This is a genomic window from Streptomyces pseudovenezuelae, from assembly GCF_029892565.1.
Taxonomy (GTDB): domain Bacteria; phylum Actinomycetota; class Actinomycetes; order Streptomycetales; family Streptomycetaceae; genus Streptomyces; species Streptomyces pseudovenezuelae_A.
In genome coordinates, this window is record NZ_JARXVH010000011.1 from 221,993 (window position 1) to 238,308 (window position 16,316).

Genomic DNA, 16,316 nt, shown 5'->3' on the forward strand with positions numbered 1-16,316 from the left:
ACGTCTGTTGCCGATTCGGCAAACTCCGGGGCAGGCGCCGAGGGGCACTCGCCCTCCCGTGCCGACCAGCGTCAGGGAGCCGCTCGCGTGCCGGCACGGACGCCGGGCTGGGCCAGGAGTGCCCGCCCGGCCGTGCCGGCTGCCGTCAGGGGGTGCGGTCCGCTCCTCCGCCGGGTGCCGACCGGCGTGAGGTGCGCAGGCCGCCGACCGTTTTGAGGAGGCGGTCGGCGGGTTCGCGGAGACCGGGATGGGCGTTGACCGTGTTCCGCAGACCGCGCACCGGTCTGCGCCAGACGCGGTAGGCCGCCGCCACCGGGTGCGGGCGGCTGGCGAAGCCCTCGCCGACGCTCAGCTCGCGGGTCTTGAGCCAGTCCTTGTACTCCTTGTCGCCGCGCCCCAGGTCCATCATCGTCACCCCGGCCCGGGCCGCCGCCTCGGCCGTGCGCAGGTGCATCATCAGTCCCGGCGAGTAGTAGTGCAGGTCGGGGTCGTAGGCGGTGAACCAGGCCGCCAGCACCGTGCGCGATCTCGGTCCGAAGTGCGCGGCCACCGGCCGGTCACCCGCGTACAGCACCGACAGCACACCGGTGAAGTGCTCCTCGCGGACCTGGAACAGGTCGTCCACCAGGTCGACGATCCACGGCCGCGCGAACCGGTCCATCCGTCCGGTCCTGCGGTACTGGGCGGACTTCCAGCGCATGAGCGTGCGCAGCATCGCCGGGTCGCGCTCGTCGAAGACGAACCGCACTTCGCCCACGTCACGCCCGATGCGACGTTCCTTCTTGAGCGTCGTCTTGGCCAGCCCTGGATACGCGCCGCGCAGCCACTGCGGGTAGCCGCTCTCATCGGGCTTCAGATCCACCACCGGCGAGGCGAACCGGCCGGTGACATAGCTGCCGAAGGGCTTCTGCTCCTCGACGAGATGGTCGAACTCGAAGATGGACAGCCCACAGGCCCGCAGCAACTCCTGTGCGTCCCAGGTGACCCCGGGCCGGTGCACCAGGGCCTGGCAGTCCGAAAGGCCGAGCCCAATGGCCCGGCCGATGCCGAAAGCGTCCTTCTCGTACGGGAAGAAGCCGACCGGCTTCCCCTCCTGCCGCAGAACGGCCAATCTCACCGCACCCCGATGTCTGGCGACCCCGAGCGCGAACTCCGGTGCCAGAAAGGGATTGGAGTACTCAGGTGATGCATCCATCGCCTCGTGCCACGCCCCGCGCAGCGACGCGCTCAACTCGTCGAGTCTCTGGATCGTCACGTCCACGTCAGATCCGCTCCCCCCGTGACGCATCTCCGCGCCCCGCCGCTTCTCCGTTACCCGCTGGCCCACGCCGTGTACCCGCCCCCCAGCCGTGTACGCGCCGCCCTCACCCCGTGGCCGACGACCGAGATCCCCGGTCCCCGGCAGGGCTCAAACGTCGCGAAACAGTACGCACGTTGTCAAGACTGCCTCTCACAGCGGGTGACTGCGAGTGGGACGACACGATCAATTCCGGAACCGGGCGATTTTCACAGGAAGTCGGCGCCCTTCGTAGGAAGTTGGTGTGAGCCTGGTATGAAGTCGCCCGATACGCCCGACCTGTGATCGGTACGGTCGCGAGCGCGGCGTAACGTCTGCGCGGGTCCGGCGCGTCACGGACGGGAGATCTGACGCGCCGCGGAAGAGAAACCGCGCAAGAGAAGCCGTGGAAGAGGAGAGACCTGGTGATGGGGAGTCTGCCGGAGCTCACCGCGGGACGGCTGCTCTCCTCCTGGCGACTGGACGTGCCCGCGCTGCTGCTCGTCGTCCTGCTGGGCGGCCTGTACGCGGCGGGCGTGCTGCGGCTCGCGCGCCGGGGCGAGCACTGGCCCGTGGCCCGGACGGCGGCCTTCGCGCTGCTGGGCCTCGGGACGCTGACGGCGGCGACGATGTCCGGCCTCGCCGTCTACGACCGGGTGCTGTTCTGGCCGGCCGCCGTCCAGAACGTCCTGCTCGACCTGGTCGCGCCGCTCGGACTGGCCCTGGGCGACCCGCTGGGACTGGCGCTGCGGGCGCTGCCGGAGGGTCCGGCCGGCCGGCTGCGGCGGGCGATGACCGGACGGGTCGTACGACTGCTCACCTTCCCGCTGGTCAGCACGGCACTGGTGTTGGCGACCGAGCTGACGGTGTACTTCACGCCGTACTTCGCGACCGCGCTGCGGTACGGCCCGCTGCACGACCTCATGTATCTGCACCTGCTGCTCGCCGGCTGTCTGTTCGTGGTGCCGGTACTGACCGGCGAGGAGGCGCTGCCCGCCTGGTGCACCCACCCGGTCCGGGCCGCGCTGGTCTTCCTCGACGGGATCGTGGACGCCGTGCCGGGCGTCGTCGTGATGACCCACGGCACGCTGATCGCCGGCGCCTGGTACCTGCACCATGCCCCGTCCTGGGCGCCGGACGTCCACCACGACCAGCAGCTCGGCGGCGGCGCCATGATCAGCATCGCCGAACTTGTGGCGCTCCCCTTCCTGCTGGCGATCCTCGTGCAGTGGGCCCGCACGGAACGGGCTCGCAACGTCGTGCTGGACCGCCGTCTGGAGACCGACCTCGTGCCGGTCCCGCAGCCGGCGGGTCCCGATCTGGTCCGTCCGTGGTGGGAGACCGAGGACAGCGAGGTCGCCCGGCGCCTGCGGCAGCAAGGACCTGGGTGACGGACCGCTTTGGGGCGTTTGCTACGCTCCCGGAGCCTCCCGCGGGGGAAGTCCGGTGAGAGTCCGGCGCTGACCCGCAACGGTGTGCGCGGCACCTGAGAACGACCTGTCGCGTGAGCCCGATCGCCTGTGGGTGGCGCGACCCGTCGAACGCTCGCCGTGGACTGCGAGAGGGGACCGCGCGGCCGGCACGGTCGTACGGGCGTCTCCTGCTTGATGTCCAGCAGGTGGCCCCAGGTGAAGGACCACCCCGCCGTGCGCCGAAGTCCCACCCCCACTCCCACCCGCATACCCGTGCCACCCCTCCTTCTGGGCCTGGCGCTGCTCCTCCTCGTCTCGCTCGTGTGCGGGGTCAGGCTCGGGGCCGCTGGGATCGGCTGGACGGCGGTGTTCCGCTTCCTCTGGGCCGGGCTGACCGGTGGCACCGTGCACGCGGACGACGTCGCCGCGTACACCATCGTCTGGGAGATCCGGCTGCCACGGGTCGTGCTCGGCGCGGTGGTCGGGGCGGGGCTCGCGGCCGTCGGCGTGGCCGTGCAGGCCATGGTCCGCAACGCGCTCGCCGATCCCTTCGTGCTCGGCATCTCCTCGGGCGCGGCGGTCGGCGCCAACGCGGTCATCCTGCTCGGGGCGTTCGCCGGGCTCGGGGTCTGGGCGCTGTCGGCGTCGGCGTTCGCCTCGGCACTCGCGGCGATGGTGCTGGTGTACGCCGTGGCCCGGTCGCCGCACGGGCTCACACCGTTGCGCCTGGTCCTGACCGGGACGGCGCTGGCGTACGGCTTCGAGGCCGTGACCACCGTGATGGTGTTCGGCGCGGCCCGGGGCGAGGCGGCCCGGTCGGCGATGATGTGGCTGCTGGGCAGCCTGGGCGGCGCGACCTGGGTTCAGGTGCCGCTCGCCGCGGTGACCGTGGCGGCCGGGTGGGCGTGGCTGCGGTGGCGGGCCGAGGCGCTGAACGCGCTCGCCATGGGCGACGAGACCTCCGCAGCGCTCGGGGTCCGGCCGGGTCGGCTGCGCCGGGAGCTGTTCCTCGTCACCGCCGCCGTGACCGGGACGGTGGTCGCGGTCAGCGGAGCGATCGGCTTCGTCGGGCTGATGGTCCCGCATGTCGTACGGATGCTCGTCGGCGCCGACCACCGACGGGTGCTGGCGGTGGCCCCGCTGGTCGGAGCCGTACTCCTGGTCTGGGCGGATGTACTGTCCCGACTCCTGCTGGCGCCCGCCGAGTTGCCCGTCGGAGTGATCACGGCCGTGGTCGGGGTGCCGGCCTTTCTGCTGCTGATGCGACGCGGCGGCTACGCGTTCGGGGGTCGGTGAGCATGCGGCTCGACATCGACGGCGTGACGGCCGAGCGGGCGGACGCACAGTCCCGACTCTCGCTCGCACCCGCCGAACTGTCTCAACTCCCGCTCGCGCTGGCCGAATTGCCCCTCGGAGACATCGCTCCCGCGGCCTGGACGCCCGCCTTCCCGCTGCTTGTGCGACGCGGCGGCTACGCGTTCGGAGGCCGGTGAGCATGCGGCTCGACATCACCGGCGTGACGGCCGAGGTGGCCGGTGCGCGGCTCGTGGACGACATCGAACTCGCCGTGGACAGCGGGGCGTTCGTCGGGCTCGTCGGTCCCAACGGCAGCGGGAAGTCGACCCTGTTGCGGTGCGTGTACCGGGCGTTGCGGCCGGACCGCGGGGCGATACACCTCGACGGGGAGGACGTGCACGGGATGCAACCCCGGGCCGCCGCAAGGGTGTTGGCGGCGCTGCCGCAGGAGTCGGCGGCGGAGTTCGACTTCACGGTGGCCGAGGTGGTCGCCATGGGGCGGCTGCCGCACCGGGACCGGACGGCCGCGCGGGATCGTGCCGTGTGCGCCGAGGCCATGGAGCACACGGGCGTCACCCATCTCGCCGATCGCGGCTTCCTGGCCCTGTCCGGCGGCGAGAAGCAGCGCGTCCTGATCGCCCGCGCGTTGGCGCAGCAATCTCGGGTGCTCGTCCTCGACGAACCCACCAACCACCTCGACATCGCCCACCAGTTGGACGTGCTCGCCCTGGTCCGTCGCAGTGGCCTGACCGCGCTGGCCGCCCTGCACGACCTCAACCTGGCCGCCGCGCACTGCGATCGGCTGTACGTCGTGGCCGACGGCCGGATCGTCGCCTCGGGACCGCCGTACGAGGTTCTCCGACCGGCCCTGCTCGCCGAGGTGTTCGGGGTGCGCGCGCATCCCGTACGACACCCGGAGACGGGCGCGGTCCAGCTGCTGTTCGACCTCCTCCCGCCCGCCTCCTAAGGATCCCCATGCGCAAGCTGCTCATCGCCGCCCTCTGTCTCGCCGCGACCGCCACCGGCTGCGGCGCCACCGTCGAGCCGCAGGCCGACGCGGAGTCGAAGTCCACCGCCGTCACGCTCACCAACTGCGGCCGCAAGGTGACCTACGACAAGGTCCCCGAGCGTGTGGTCACCAACGACGTCGGGATCACCGAGCTGATGTTCGCGCTCGGTCTGGAGGACCGCATGGCCGGGTTCGCCATGCCCGACGACAAGGGCGACCTCACCGACGTCCCCTGGAAGGACGGCTACCAGAAGGTCAAGTGGCTCTCCAAGGACCAACTCACCAAGGAGAACGTCCTCGACGCCCACGCCGACCTCGTCTTCGCGGGCTGGAACTACGGTTTCCGCGAGGACAGCGGCTTCACCCCGGACGCCCTCAAGAAGCTCGGCATCCCCACGTACACCCTCACCGAGTCGTGCCACAACGGCCGTACGGAGACCTCGCGCGGCATCATGCCGCCGCTGGACGCTCTGTACGAGGACCTCACCAACCTCGGCAAGCTCTTCGGGGTGCAGAAGCGGGCCGCCGCCCTCATCGCGGGGTTCAAGAAGCAGATCGCCGAGGTCAAGACGAAGGCGCCGGCCAGGCACCCCAAGGTCTTCCTCTACGACAGCGGCCAGGACCAGCCCTTCACGTCCGGCCGCTACGCCGCCCCGGACCAGATCATCAGCGCGGCCGGCGGCGAGAACGTCATGCACGACCTGCCCGACTCCTGGACCACCGTCGGCTGGGAGAGCGTCGTCGAGCGGGACCCGGACGTCATCGTCATCTGCGACTACGGGGACGTCAGCGCCGAACAGAAACGGAAGTTCCTCCTGTCCTACGCCCCACTGCGCAACGTCTCCGCCGTCAAGCACCGGCGGATCTTCGTCCTCGACTACGTCGACCTGGTGGAGAGCCCCCGCAACCCGTCGGCGATCGCACGGCTCGGCGCGTACCTGCGCGGCTGAGACCGGTCCGCGTTCCGTCAGGATTCACGGCGGGATCATGTCCAGGCTGTTGCGTACGCCCGTAACCCTACTAGCGTCTCCTGCTCGCCCGAACCGACACGAGTGAGGTTTCGATGTCCGCACGACATGCCCTCGCCGGCCTGACCCTGGCCCTGGCGCCGGTGCTCGCTCTCCCGACGGCCGCTCACGCGGCGGCGACCACGCACACGCCCCAACCGCCCTCCCACAGAGCCCTGTTCGATCTGCAGGCCCACCGCGGCGGCCTGGGTCTGACGACCGAGGAGTCGCTGCAGGGGTTCGGCAAGGCCATGCGGCTCGGGGTGTCCACCCTGGAGCTGGACACCCAGATCACCAAGGACCGCAAGGTCGTCGTCAACCACGACCGGCAGATCACCGGGGTGAAGTGCAAGGACACGGCACCGGTCACACCCGGCGACCCGATGTACCCGTATGTCGGGAAGTACATCAAGGATCTGACGCTGGCTCAGATCAAGACCCTGGACTGCGGCTACCGGCAACTGCCGGGATTCCCGCAGCAGGAGGTGGTCAAGGGCTTCCGGATGGTCGAGCTGAAGGACGTCCTGAACCTGGTCAAGAGCTACCACGCCAAACAGGTCAAGCTGAACATCGAGACGAAGGTCGAGGCGGGCTCGCCCGAACAGACCGCGCCGCGCGAGCTGTTCGTGCGCCGCGTCTACGAGGAGATCCACCACTCCGGCATCGAGAACCAGGTCACCATCCAGTCCTTCGACTGGGGCGCGCTGAAGGTGATGCACAGGCTGGCGCCGAGGTGGCCCCTGGTCGCGCTCACCAACTATGACTTCCTCCAGGTCGGGCAGCCCGGCGCCTCTCCCTGGCTGGGCGGCATCGACGCCGACGACTACGACGGCGACTTCGTCAAGGCGGCGGCCACCGTCCCGGGCCTCAAGGCGCTCTCCCCGAACTACGGCTTCCCGCAGAGCGGCAGGATCGGCGACCCGGACTTCCGCTTCTACCCCGACCCCACGATGATCTCCGAGGCCCACGCCCGGGGCCTGAAGGTCATCCCCTGGACCTGCGACGACCCGGCCACCATCGAGGCACTCATGGACATGGGCATCGACGGCATCATCACCGACTACCCCGACCGCGTCCGGCAGATCATGGCCGACCGCGGCCTGCGCCTGCCCAAGGCCTACCAGCCCCGGCACTGACAACCTTGCGGCAGTCCCGGTCCCATCGTTTTGAACACGTTCAACACCGGCGTATGCTCGCTCCGAGAACAGAGGGGGCGAGCTGGATGAAGATCGTGATTCCCGGTGGCACCGGGCAGGTGGGGACGCTGCTGCGCCGCGAGCTGGCCGCGGCCGGCCATGAGGTCGTGGTGCTGAGCCGACGGCCCGGGCGCCCTGGCGACATCCCGTGGGACGGGGTGAACCAGGGCCCCTGGGCCGAGGCCATCGACGGCAGCGACGTGCTGATCAACCTGGCCGGGCGCAGCGTCAGTTGCCGCTACACGCCGGCCAACATGCAGGCGATGATGGACTCACGGGTCCGGTCCGCCCGAGCCGTCGGCGAGGCGATCGCGTCCGCCGCCCGGCCGCCCCGCGTCTGGCTCCAGATGAGCACCGCCACCATCTACTCCCACCGCTTCGACGCACCCAACGACGAGACGACCGGCGTCATCGGCGGAGCCGAGCCGGACGTCCCCGACTACTGGGCCTACAGCATCGAGATCGCCCGCAACTGGGAGCGCGAGCTGGAGCGTGCCGACACCCCGCACACCCGCAAGGTGGCCCTGCGCTCCGCCATGGTGATGAGCCCCGACCGGGGCGGTGTCCTCGACGTCCTGCTGCGCCTTGTGCGGCTCGGCCTCGGCGGCCCGGTCGCGGGCGGCGCGCAGTACGTCTCCTGGATCCACGGCCACGACTTCGTCCGCGCGGTCGAATTCCTCGTCGAGCGGGACGACTTGAGCGGCCCGGTGAACCTCGCCGCCCCGAACCCGCTGCCGCAACGGGAGTTCATGCGTGACCTGCGCGCCGCCTGGGGTACCCCGATGGGCCTGCCCGCGACGAAGACGATGGCCGAACTCGGCGCCTTCGCGCTCCGCTCGGACACCGAACTCCTCCTCAAGAGCCGCCGCGTCGTCCCCGGCCGCCTGCTCGAAGCAGGCTTCGACTTCGACCAGCCGGAATGGCCGACGGCCGCCGAGGATCTCGTGCGGCGGGTACGGGGGTACCGGGGCGCGCACCACGTCCGCTCGACGGCCCGGTTCCTCAACTGAGTCGACGGCCGGGGACGGCCGCGCCTCAACTCGGTGAACCCGACCAGGACCCCTCACTGCCCCCGCCGATCGAATCGGAACGGCGCGAGGTCGTCCGGACGGCGTCCGGTGCGGACGTACTCGCTGAGGCGGTGGCCGGTGACCGGGCCCAGTGTGACGCCGAGCATGCCGTGTCCAGTCGCGGCGAACGCGTTGTCGTAGCCGGGGACTCGGTCGACGACCGGGAGTCCGTCGGGCAGAAAGGGCCGACCGCCGACCCAGGGGTCCCGGATCTGGCCGACCAGGTCGTCCGGGTCGTCGAACCAGCGGCCCAGATAGTGCCGGCTGGCGAGCGCGACGGCCACGATCCGGCGCCAGTCGAGGCGGTTGTTGTTGCCGCTCAACTCCATCGTGCCGGCGATCCGGGTGGTGCCGGCGATCGGCGAGGCGACGGCCCGGCGTTCGCCGAAGTAGAGCGTGTGCCGGGGTGCCGGGTCGAGGTCGACCGAGAAGCTGTAGCCCTTGCCGGCCTGGAGCGGCAGCGGACGCCCCAACGAGCCCAGCAGTCCCGCGGAGCGCATGCCCGCCGCGATGACGACGGCGGAACAGGCGATCTCGCCATGGCCGGTGCGCAGGGCCGTGACGCGTCCAGCGGCCGTGCGGAATCCGTCGACCTCGGTGTTCTCGTGGACCTTCACCCCCGAGGCGGCGAGCGCTTCGCCGAGCCCGCGGCCGAAGGCCTCCGGATCCACTACACCCTCCCCCTCGACGAGGTACGCCGCGCGTACCTGCGCCGAGAGCGCGTCGTCGAGCAGCCGGGCCTCGTCGCCCGTGACGACGTCGTCCGGCATGGGGTAGCGGCCGTCCGCCATCTCCCGTTGGACGGCGAGGTGATGGCGGGCCTCGGTCGCCGACAGGAAGGCGTGCACCATGCCGGGTCGGGTCAGGGTCGTGTCGACGCCGGCCGCGCGCAGCTCGTCGAAGAGGTCGAAGGTGTCGCGGTTCAGTTCGGCGATCGCCGCGTAGCCGCGCCGGAAGGCGGCCGGTGTGCTGCTGCGCCAGAACCGCCACAGCCAGCGCACGAACGCCGGATCGGGCAGGGGCCGTAGATACAGGGGCGAGTCCGGCCGGCCCAGGGAGCGGAGCGCGTAGCGCACCACTCCGGGGGCGGGGACGGGCGTCGAGTGGCTGAGGCAGACCCAGCCCGCGTTGCCCCGCGAGGCCCCGGAGGCCAGGCCGCGCCGCTCGACGACCTCGACCGGCAGACCCGCCCGGGCCAGGTAGTAGGCGGTGCACAGTCCCACGACGCCGCCGCCGACGACCACGACGGGATCGTCGCCGGTCAGTCCGTTCGCGCCCCTCATGACACGGATCCGTATGCCGTGAGGAACTCCCGGGTGCGGGCCTGCGCGGGGTGGTCGAGGACGTCCTGCGGGCGGCCCTCCTCGACGATCCGGCCACCGTCGACGAACACGACGTGGTCCGACACCTCGCGGGCGAAGGGGAGTTCATGGGTGACCAGGAGCATCGTCATGCCCTCGGCGGCCAGTTCCCGCATCACGCCGAGCACTTCGCGGGTGGCCTCCGGGTCCAGGGACGAGGTGGGTTCGTCGAAGAGCAGCACCTCTGGCCTGAGTGCCAACGCCCTTGCGATGGCGACCCGTTGCTGCTCACCGCCGGAGAGCTGGTCGGGCAGGGCGAGGCCGCGGTGGGCCACCCCGACCCGGCGCAGCAGGGCGACGGCCCGCTCCAGCGCCTCCGGTTCGGCGACGCCCGCCTTGCGCTGGGCCAGGACGATGTTCTCCACGGCCGTCAGATGCGGGAAGAGGTTGAACCTCTGGAAGACCATGCCGACGGTACGGCGCAGCCGCGGCAGGTCGCGGCAGACGGTGCGGCCCTCACGGTGCACCACCTCGCCGGCCACCTCGACCGTGCCCCGGTCGGGCTGCTCCAGCAGATTGACGCAGCGCATCAGGGTCGTCTTGCCGCCGCCGCTCTGCCCGATGACGCTGACGATGCGGCCGCGGTCGACCTCCAGGTCCACGTCGTCGAGGACGAGCCGGCCGTCGAAGGACTTGCGCAGCCCCTCGATGCGTACCACCGCCTCGGTGGTGGCCGGCGGGACGGTCTTCTCCGTGGTGACGGGCTCGGTCATACGACCGCCTCCTCGCGGTCGGTGCGGGTGTCGAGGTCGGCGGCGAGCAGGGCACGGGCGGCGCGCACCCGGCGACGGCGCCGGGGGGACAGCGGGATGCCCGCCCGCACTTTGCGCTCCAGCAGCAGGAGGAGCTGGGAGAGCGGGTAGCACAGGGCGAAGTAGAGGGCGGAGATGACGAGATACACCTCCAGCGCGCGGAAGGTCGCCGAGGTGATCAGCCGCCCCTCCGACATCAGCTCGGCGGCCGAGACGGTGACCAGCAGGGAGGTGGACTTCAGCAGGTCGACCAGCATCGTGTTGGTGCCGGGCAGCGCCTGCCGGACCGCCTGCGGCAGTACGACGTGCACGAAGATGCCCACTTTGCCCAGGCCCAGCGCCTCGCCGGCCTCCGTCTGACCGGTGTGGACGCCGCTGATCGCGGAGCGGAAGATCTCCGAGAGGTAGGCGGCGTAGAAGACGACCAGGCTGAGGCAGCCGGCGGTGAACACGTCGAGCCGGATGCCCGCCGAGGCCAGGCCGAAGTACGTCAGGAAGATGATGGCGAGGAGCGGGATGTTCTTGAACACCTCGGTGTAGACGGCGGCGACGGCGCGCGCGGGCCAGGCCCGGTTCAGCCGGAGCAGGGCCACCGCCAGGCCGAGCAGGACCGCGCCGACGAAGCTGACCACCGTGTAGGAGACGGTACGGCCGAGCGCGTCGAGCAGGTCGGAACGGTAGTCGGACCAGGGGACTTGGAAGAGACCGGACATGTCATCCCCTCACTTGGCGATGGACGGCGGCGTCCAGGTGGCGGGCCGGTCCACTCCGCGCCGCGCGGCGGCGACATCGGCGGCCGGCTCCAGGAACTGCTCGGGGTCGCCGCCGTACTTCTCGACGAGCTTCGCCAACTCGCCGTTGGTGTACATGGCGTCGATCTGCGCGGAGATCGCCTTCTCCAGCCTGGTGGCCTTCTTGGGGAGGTAGAAGCCGGTCTGGTACGGCTGGAAGTACTGGTACGCGGGCTGCGCCCTGACCTCGCCGGCGGTCGGCGGGGTCAGGTACTCCGTCTTGATCTTCAGGTCGGGGCGCTCCTTCTGGGCCGCGATGATGATCAGCGGGTCGAGGAAGCCGACGTCGACGCGGCCGGCGCCGAGGTCGTCGAAGACGCCGTTGGCGTCGGGGTAGGCGTGCAGCTTCGCGCCGGGCACGGCCTGGATGGACTTGACCCAGACGTAGCCCTCGACCGTGCCGAGGCTCAGGCCCTTGAGGTCGTCGACCGTCTTGTACGTCTTTCCGCCGCGCACCGCCATCGCGGGCGGCGAGTAGTAGGGCGGGTCGGTGAACAGGCCCTGCTTCTGCCGGTCGGCGGACCAGGCGACGCCGCCGACGGTGAGGTCGACGCGACGGGACTGGACGCCGGCCAGCATGCCGGCGAAGTCGGTGACCTGGGGCTTGATCCGCAGGCCCAGCTTCTTGGCGACGTAGGTGAGGATGTCGCCGTCCAGACCGACGATCTTGTCGCCCTGGACGCTGGTGTAGGGGGCGTACGGCTGGACGGCCACCTTGATGACGCCGGGCGTGAGCGTGCCCAGGGCGGCGACCTTCGCGGACACGTTCTTGGGGGCGTCGTCGCCGGAACCGCAGGCGGAGACGGTGGACAGCAGGAGTACTGCCAGCAATGCGGACGCGAGGGGGCGTGCACGTGTCATCGGCTTGGGCCTTCCGTCCGGGCGCTCACGGGCGCTTCCGGGTACTGAATGGGACCCGCCGTTCACCGCGCTGTGCCCTCGGCGGGGACCTCGATTGGGGCCATACGCTAGAGACCGCGCCGGATCACGTCACCGGTCACTCCGTACAGAGTTGTGGCCGAAATGACCCCCTCCCCTGTACGGTGCGTCCAATCGCGCGCCGACTCCCGGCGGGAGGAGACGCCCTTGTTGAGTCCGTCGCTCGCCCAGGAGATCGCCGCGGACACCTCGGCCGTCATCGGGTTCAACGTGCTGATCACGGATGCGGAGGGCATGGTCATCGGCAGCGGCGACAGCAGCCGCGTCGGCACCTTCCACGAGGCGTCCGTGGACGTCGTCCGCACCCAGGAACCCGCCACCCACAGCGCCTCGCAGGCCGGGCTGCTGCGCGGGGTGCGGCCGGGCGTCACCCTGCCGCTGGTCACCGGCGGGCGGGCGGTGGGCACGGTCGGGATCACCGGTACGCCCGGCCAGGTGCGCCGCTTCGGACTGCTGGTGAAACGGCAGACGGAGATCCTGCTGCGCGAGTCGGTGATGCTCCGCTCCCGGCTGCTCGCCGAGCGGGCCTCGGAGAAGCTGCTCACCGACATCGCCTCCTACGATCCGCAGGTCGTGGAGGGCGAGTTCCTGATGTTCCGGGCCGCCGAACTCGGCTTCGACCTACGGCTGCCGCGGGCCGCGGTGGCCATCGAGGTGACCGTGCCCGACCCGGCCGCCGGGCGCCGCAGCGCGCCCACGCACGACATGGCGCAGGTCCGCTCGGAACTGCTGCGCACCGTCCGCGAGGTCTTCGCCGACCCGCAGGACGTCGTCGCCTCCACGGCTCCCGGCTGGATCGGCGTACTGAGCCGGCTGCCCGCCCAGCAGCCGACGGACGCCCTGCTCGCCGCGTGCCGACGGGTCACCGACGTGATCGCCGCGCAGGACGGGCTCAGCGCCCGCGCCGGCATCGGCGAGGCGGCCTCCTCGGTCGGCGGACTGCACGACTCCTACCAGGACGCCTGCGACGCGCTGCGGCTCGGTGCCCGGCTGGCAGGCGGTTCCGCCGTCCACCTGATCACCGATCTGCGGGTGCACCAGCTCCTGGCGGCCGTGGGCCAGCCCGCCCGCAGCCGGCTGGTAGAACTCACCACGGCCGAGCTGCGCGCCCAGCCGGACTGGCCGGCGCTGCGCGACACGGTGACCGCCTGGTGCGAGAGCGGCTTCCATCTCGTACGGGCCTCTGCCGCCCTGCACATCCACCGCAACACGGTGATCTACCGGATGAACAAGATCGAGCAGATCACCGGTCGCCCCCTGCGCGAGCACCGCACCACGATGGCGCTGTACCTCGCGTGCCTCGCGGACCAACTGGCGGGCGGGGGCGAGGGGGACCGGTGAGCGGCTGCGAGGACTGGAGGACCATGGAACCCGAGGAGCAGTCGGCGAAGACGTCCGGTGCCGCCCCGCTCAGCTCGTACGTGGAGTCGTGGACCCCGGGTCCCGTCACGGACGAGGACCCGCTGCCACTCGGTCCGGTGGCCGCCCTGTCGGCGGTCCTGGACCTGCCCGGCACCGTGGCAAAGAACGGCGACCCGCTGCCTCCGCTGTGGCACTGGCTGTACTTCCTGAACTGGCCGACGCAGGGCAAGTTGGGCCCCGACGGCCACCCGCGCGACGGCCACTTCCTGCCGCCGATCCCGCAGCGGCAGCGCATGTGGGCCGGCGGTCGCTGCGAGATCCGCGAGCCGCTGCGCCTGGGCGAACCGGCCGAGCGCGTGAGCAGCCTGGGGGCGCTGACCGCCAAGCAGGGCCGCACCGGGGAGCTGCTGTTCGTCACCGAGCGCCGTGAGTTCCGCCAGCGCGGGCGGGTCTGTCTGGTCGAGGAGCAGGACAGCGTGTACCGGTCGGGCCGTAGCGCGGGCCAACACCCGGGTGTCCTCGACGAGTTGGCCCTCCCCGACACCGACGCCCCCTGGCAACTGCCCGTACACCCGGACCCGGCGCTGCTCTTCCGGTTCAGCGCTCTCACCGCGAACGCGCACCGCATCCACTACGACGCCCCGTACTGCCGCGACGAGGAGGGCTACCCCGGCCTCCTCGTCCACGGCCCGCTGCTCGCCCTGCTCATGCTCGAACTCCCCCGCCGCCGGGCGCCGGACCGGCGGGTGCGCGCGCTGTCGTACCGGCTCCACAAGCCGGTGTTCGGGGGCGAGCACCTGGCGGCCTGCGGCACCCCGGCCGGCGAGGGTGCCGAGCTGCGCGTGGCCACCCACCGGGAGGAGCGGCACGCCACGGCCGAGGTGACGTTCGGGTAGGTCCTGTCGAGCAGGGTCAGGACGGCTCCGCCGCCCGGACCCGGGCCAGTACGTCGCGGATCATCTCGGCGCTGATCATGAAGTGCTCGCGGGCGATGTCCTGCGCGCGCTCGGGCTCGCCCGCCGCGATGGCCTCGTACAGGGACGTGTGGTCCGCGCCGGCCCGGTGGAAGTGGGTCCGCTCGCCCTTGCCCCACGGCTCGATCGGGAAGCCGAGGCTGATCCGGGTGAGCAGGTCGCGGCTGAGCAAGGCGATCTGCGGGTTGTGGGTGGCGGCGCAGATGCTCTGGTGGAACGCGCTGTCGGCGGCCTGTTCCTCGCGGGGCGTGGTCGCGGACAGGTGGGCGGCGAGGGCCTCGCGCATGGGTGCCAGGTCCTCGGTCGTGCGGCGCCGGGCGGCCGTCGCGGCGACCATGCCCTCGACCAGTCCGCGCAGGTCGAAGAGCTGCTCGAACTCCTCCCAGCGAGGTAGCAGCGTACGGCGGACCGCGGCGGCGGAGGACGCGGTCCAGCTGTCGCGGACGTACGCGCCGCCGTTGCGGCCCCGGCGGATCTCGATGACGCCGAGTGCCTGGAGGCGGGCGACGGCCTCGCGCACGGTGGGCCGGCTGACGTGCAGCAGGCCGGTGAGTTCCCGCTCCACGGGCAGGCGTTCGCCCGGCAGGAAGTCGCCGACGGCGATCGCGGTGAGCAGCCGGTCGGAGACCTCGTCGACCGCCGACGTCACGCGCACCGGGCGCAGCGGCGAGGTGGCGCCGCCGAGGAGGACGCGGTCGAGGACCCGGGCGTACTCGTCCTGCGGTTCGGACGGCTGAGGTTCGGATGCCTGCGGTGCGGATGTCAGCTGACTCCCCCTTGTTCGCCGCTTCTGTTAACGGGCGGATGCCACGTAAACACGCCGTTACTTCTTGTCCCGGCCGCGCTAAAAGGTCTTGTGCGCTGACCTTTTACCCAATGACTATCTCACCCATCCGTCACACCCGTCCGTCACATCCATCTCGTTTCAGTCAGACCCCGGCCGGTCCAGGCCGGTCTGGGAGGCATCTCGGTGGCGATCCCCGAACCGAACCACACCGGAACCGTCGACTTCAACGGCTGGTCCACCTGGTACCGGATCACGGGCGAACCGGACAGGACACCCCTGGTGGTCCTGCACGGCGGACCCGGCGCCGGTCACGACTACACGCTGAGCATCGCGGGCATCGCCGGGCAGGGCCGCCAGGTGGTGCACTACGACCAGCTCGGCATCGGACGCTCCACCCACCTGCCCGACAAGGGTGCCGACTTCTGGACCGTCCAGCTCTTCCTCGACGAACTGGACACCCTGCTCAAGGCGTTGGGCATCGCCGACGCCTACCACGTCCTCGGCCAGTCCTGGGGCGGCATGCTCGCCGCCGAGCACGCGGTACGCCGTCCACCCGGGCTGCGCGGTCTGGTCATCGCCAACTCCCCCGCGTCCATGGAGCTGTGGCTCGCGGCGGCGGCCGAACTGCGCGCCGAACTGCCGCCCGAGGTCCAGCACACCCTGCTCGCCCACGAGGCGGCCGGGACCACCGACCACCCCGACTACCTCGCCGCCGAGCAGGTCTTCAACGAACGTCACGTGTGCCGCCTGAGTCCCAACCCGCCCGAGGTCCAGGCCACTTGGGAGAACATCTCCGCCGATCCGACCGTCTACCACACGATGAACGGGCCCAACGAGTTCCATGTCGTCGGCACGCTCAAGGACTGGTCCGTCATCGACCGCCTGCACCTGATCGAGGCGCCGACCCTGCTGGTGTCCGGGCGCTACGACGAGGCGACCCCGGAGACCCTCCACCCCTTCGCCGACCGCATCCCCGACGTGCGCTGGCACATGTTCGAGCACTCGAGCCACATGCCGCACGTCGAGGAGGAGGAGCTGTACCTCCGCGTCGTGGGCGCCTTCCTCGACTCCAACGACTGACTTC

General features: G+C 71.1%; 16 protein-coding genes. 10 read left to right on the forward strand and 6 right to left on the reverse strand.

The window, feature by feature from the left end; translation table 11 throughout:
- Positions 1-145: 145 nt before the first annotated feature.
- A complete protein-coding gene (locus M2283_RS32005) occupies positions 146-1,288 on the reverse strand; it encodes a GNAT family N-acetyltransferase (RefSeq protein ID WP_280880059.1) in 1,143 nt (380 codons plus the stop codon).
- Between the two features lie 416 nt (positions 1,289-1,704).
- Here M2283_RS32005 and M2283_RS32010 point away from each other — a divergent pair, with 416 nt between their 5' ends.
- From M2283_RS32010 to M2283_RS32040, 7 genes are all read left to right on the forward strand, one after another.
- Positions 1,705-2,667: a cytochrome c oxidase assembly protein gene (locus tag M2283_RS32010; RefSeq protein ID WP_280879938.1), complete on the forward strand. Its 963-nt coding sequence runs from the start codon at positions 1,705-1,707 to the stop codon at positions 2,665-2,667.
- Positions 2,668-2,922: 255 nt separating this feature from the next.
- Entirely contained in the window at positions 2,923-3,984 is a 1,062-nt protein-coding gene (locus M2283_RS32015) for a FecCD family ABC transporter permease (RefSeq protein WP_280880060.1), read from the forward strand.
- A 2-nt stretch (positions 3,985-3,986) separates the two neighbouring features.
- Entirely contained in the window at positions 3,987-4,181 is a 195-nt protein-coding gene (locus M2283_RS51700) for a hypothetical protein (RefSeq protein ID WP_348538940.1), read from the forward strand.
- Positions 4,182-4,183: 2 nt separating this feature from the next.
- On the forward strand, positions 4,184-4,951 hold the full coding sequence (locus tag M2283_RS32025) for an ABC transporter ATP-binding protein (RefSeq protein WP_280879939.1): 768 nt from the start codon (positions 4,184-4,186) through the stop codon (positions 4,949-4,951).
- Positions 4,952-4,959: 8 nt separating this feature from the next.
- A complete protein-coding gene (locus tag M2283_RS32030; RefSeq protein ID WP_280879940.1) occupies positions 4,960-5,943 on the forward strand; it encodes an ABC transporter substrate-binding protein in 984 nt (327 codons plus the stop codon).
- Between the two features lie 113 nt (positions 5,944-6,056).
- Positions 6,057-7,136, forward strand: coding sequence for a glycerophosphodiester phosphodiesterase family protein (locus tag M2283_RS32035; RefSeq protein ID WP_280879941.1), 1,080 nt, complete (start codon positions 6,057-6,059; stop codon positions 7,134-7,136).
- Between the two features lie 86 nt (positions 7,137-7,222).
- Positions 7,223-8,206 (forward strand): TIGR01777 family oxidoreductase, encoded by a 984-nt coding sequence (locus M2283_RS32040; protein ID WP_280879942.1) that lies wholly within the window; start codon positions 7,223-7,225, stop codon positions 8,204-8,206.
- 53 nt (positions 8,207-8,259) lie between these two features.
- Here the strand turns inward: M2283_RS32040 and M2283_RS32045 are convergent, their stop codons facing one another.
- From M2283_RS32045 to M2283_RS32060, 4 genes are read right to left on the reverse strand one after another with little or no spacing between them, the layout of a single operon-like run.
- Positions 8,260-9,549 carry an NAD(P)/FAD-dependent oxidoreductase gene (locus M2283_RS32045; RefSeq protein WP_280879943.1) on the reverse strand — a complete coding sequence of 430 codons (1,290 nt, stop codon included), beginning with the start codon at positions 9,547-9,549 and terminating at the stop codon, positions 8,260-8,262.
- Entirely contained in the window at positions 9,546-10,340 is a 795-nt protein-coding gene (locus M2283_RS32050; RefSeq protein ID WP_280879944.1) for an amino acid ABC transporter ATP-binding protein, read from the reverse strand. Before M2283_RS32050 ends, M2283_RS32045 begins: the two co-directional genes overlap by 4 nt.
- The gene (locus M2283_RS32055) at positions 10,337-11,092 is read right to left on the reverse strand and encodes an amino acid ABC transporter permease (protein WP_280879945.1); all 756 of its coding nucleotides are present in this window, start codon (positions 11,090-11,092) and stop codon (positions 10,337-10,339) included. The genes M2283_RS32050 and M2283_RS32055 overlap by 4 nt, the downstream gene beginning before the upstream one ends.
- Before the next feature lie 9 nt (positions 11,093-11,101).
- A complete protein-coding gene (locus M2283_RS32060) occupies positions 11,102-12,031 on the reverse strand; it encodes a substrate-binding periplasmic protein (protein ID WP_280879946.1) in 930 nt (309 codons plus the stop codon).
- 225 nt (positions 12,032-12,256) lie between these two features.
- Between M2283_RS32060 and M2283_RS32065 the strand changes: the two genes are divergently transcribed.
- A complete protein-coding gene (locus M2283_RS32065; protein ID WP_280879947.1) occupies positions 12,257-13,450 on the forward strand; it encodes a CdaR family transcriptional regulator in 1,194 nt (397 codons plus the stop codon).
- A 23-nt stretch (positions 13,451-13,473) separates the two neighbouring features.
- Positions 13,474-14,367, forward strand: coding sequence for a hypothetical protein (locus M2283_RS32070; RefSeq protein ID WP_280879948.1), 894 nt, complete (start codon positions 13,474-13,476; stop codon positions 14,365-14,367).
- A 16-nt stretch (positions 14,368-14,383) separates the two neighbouring features.
- Here M2283_RS32070 and M2283_RS32075 read toward each other — a convergent pair whose 3' ends face one another.
- On the reverse strand, positions 14,384-15,100 hold the full coding sequence (locus tag M2283_RS32075; RefSeq protein ID WP_280879949.1) for a FadR/GntR family transcriptional regulator: 717 nt from the start codon (positions 15,098-15,100) through the stop codon (positions 14,384-14,386).
- Between the two features lie 315 nt (positions 15,101-15,415).
- Between M2283_RS32075 and M2283_RS32080 the strand changes: the two genes are divergently transcribed.
- On the forward strand, positions 15,416-16,312 hold the full coding sequence (locus tag M2283_RS32080; RefSeq protein WP_280879950.1) for a proline iminopeptidase-family hydrolase: 897 nt from the start codon (positions 15,416-15,418) through the stop codon (positions 16,310-16,312).
- Positions 16,313-16,316: the final 4 nt, after the last annotated feature.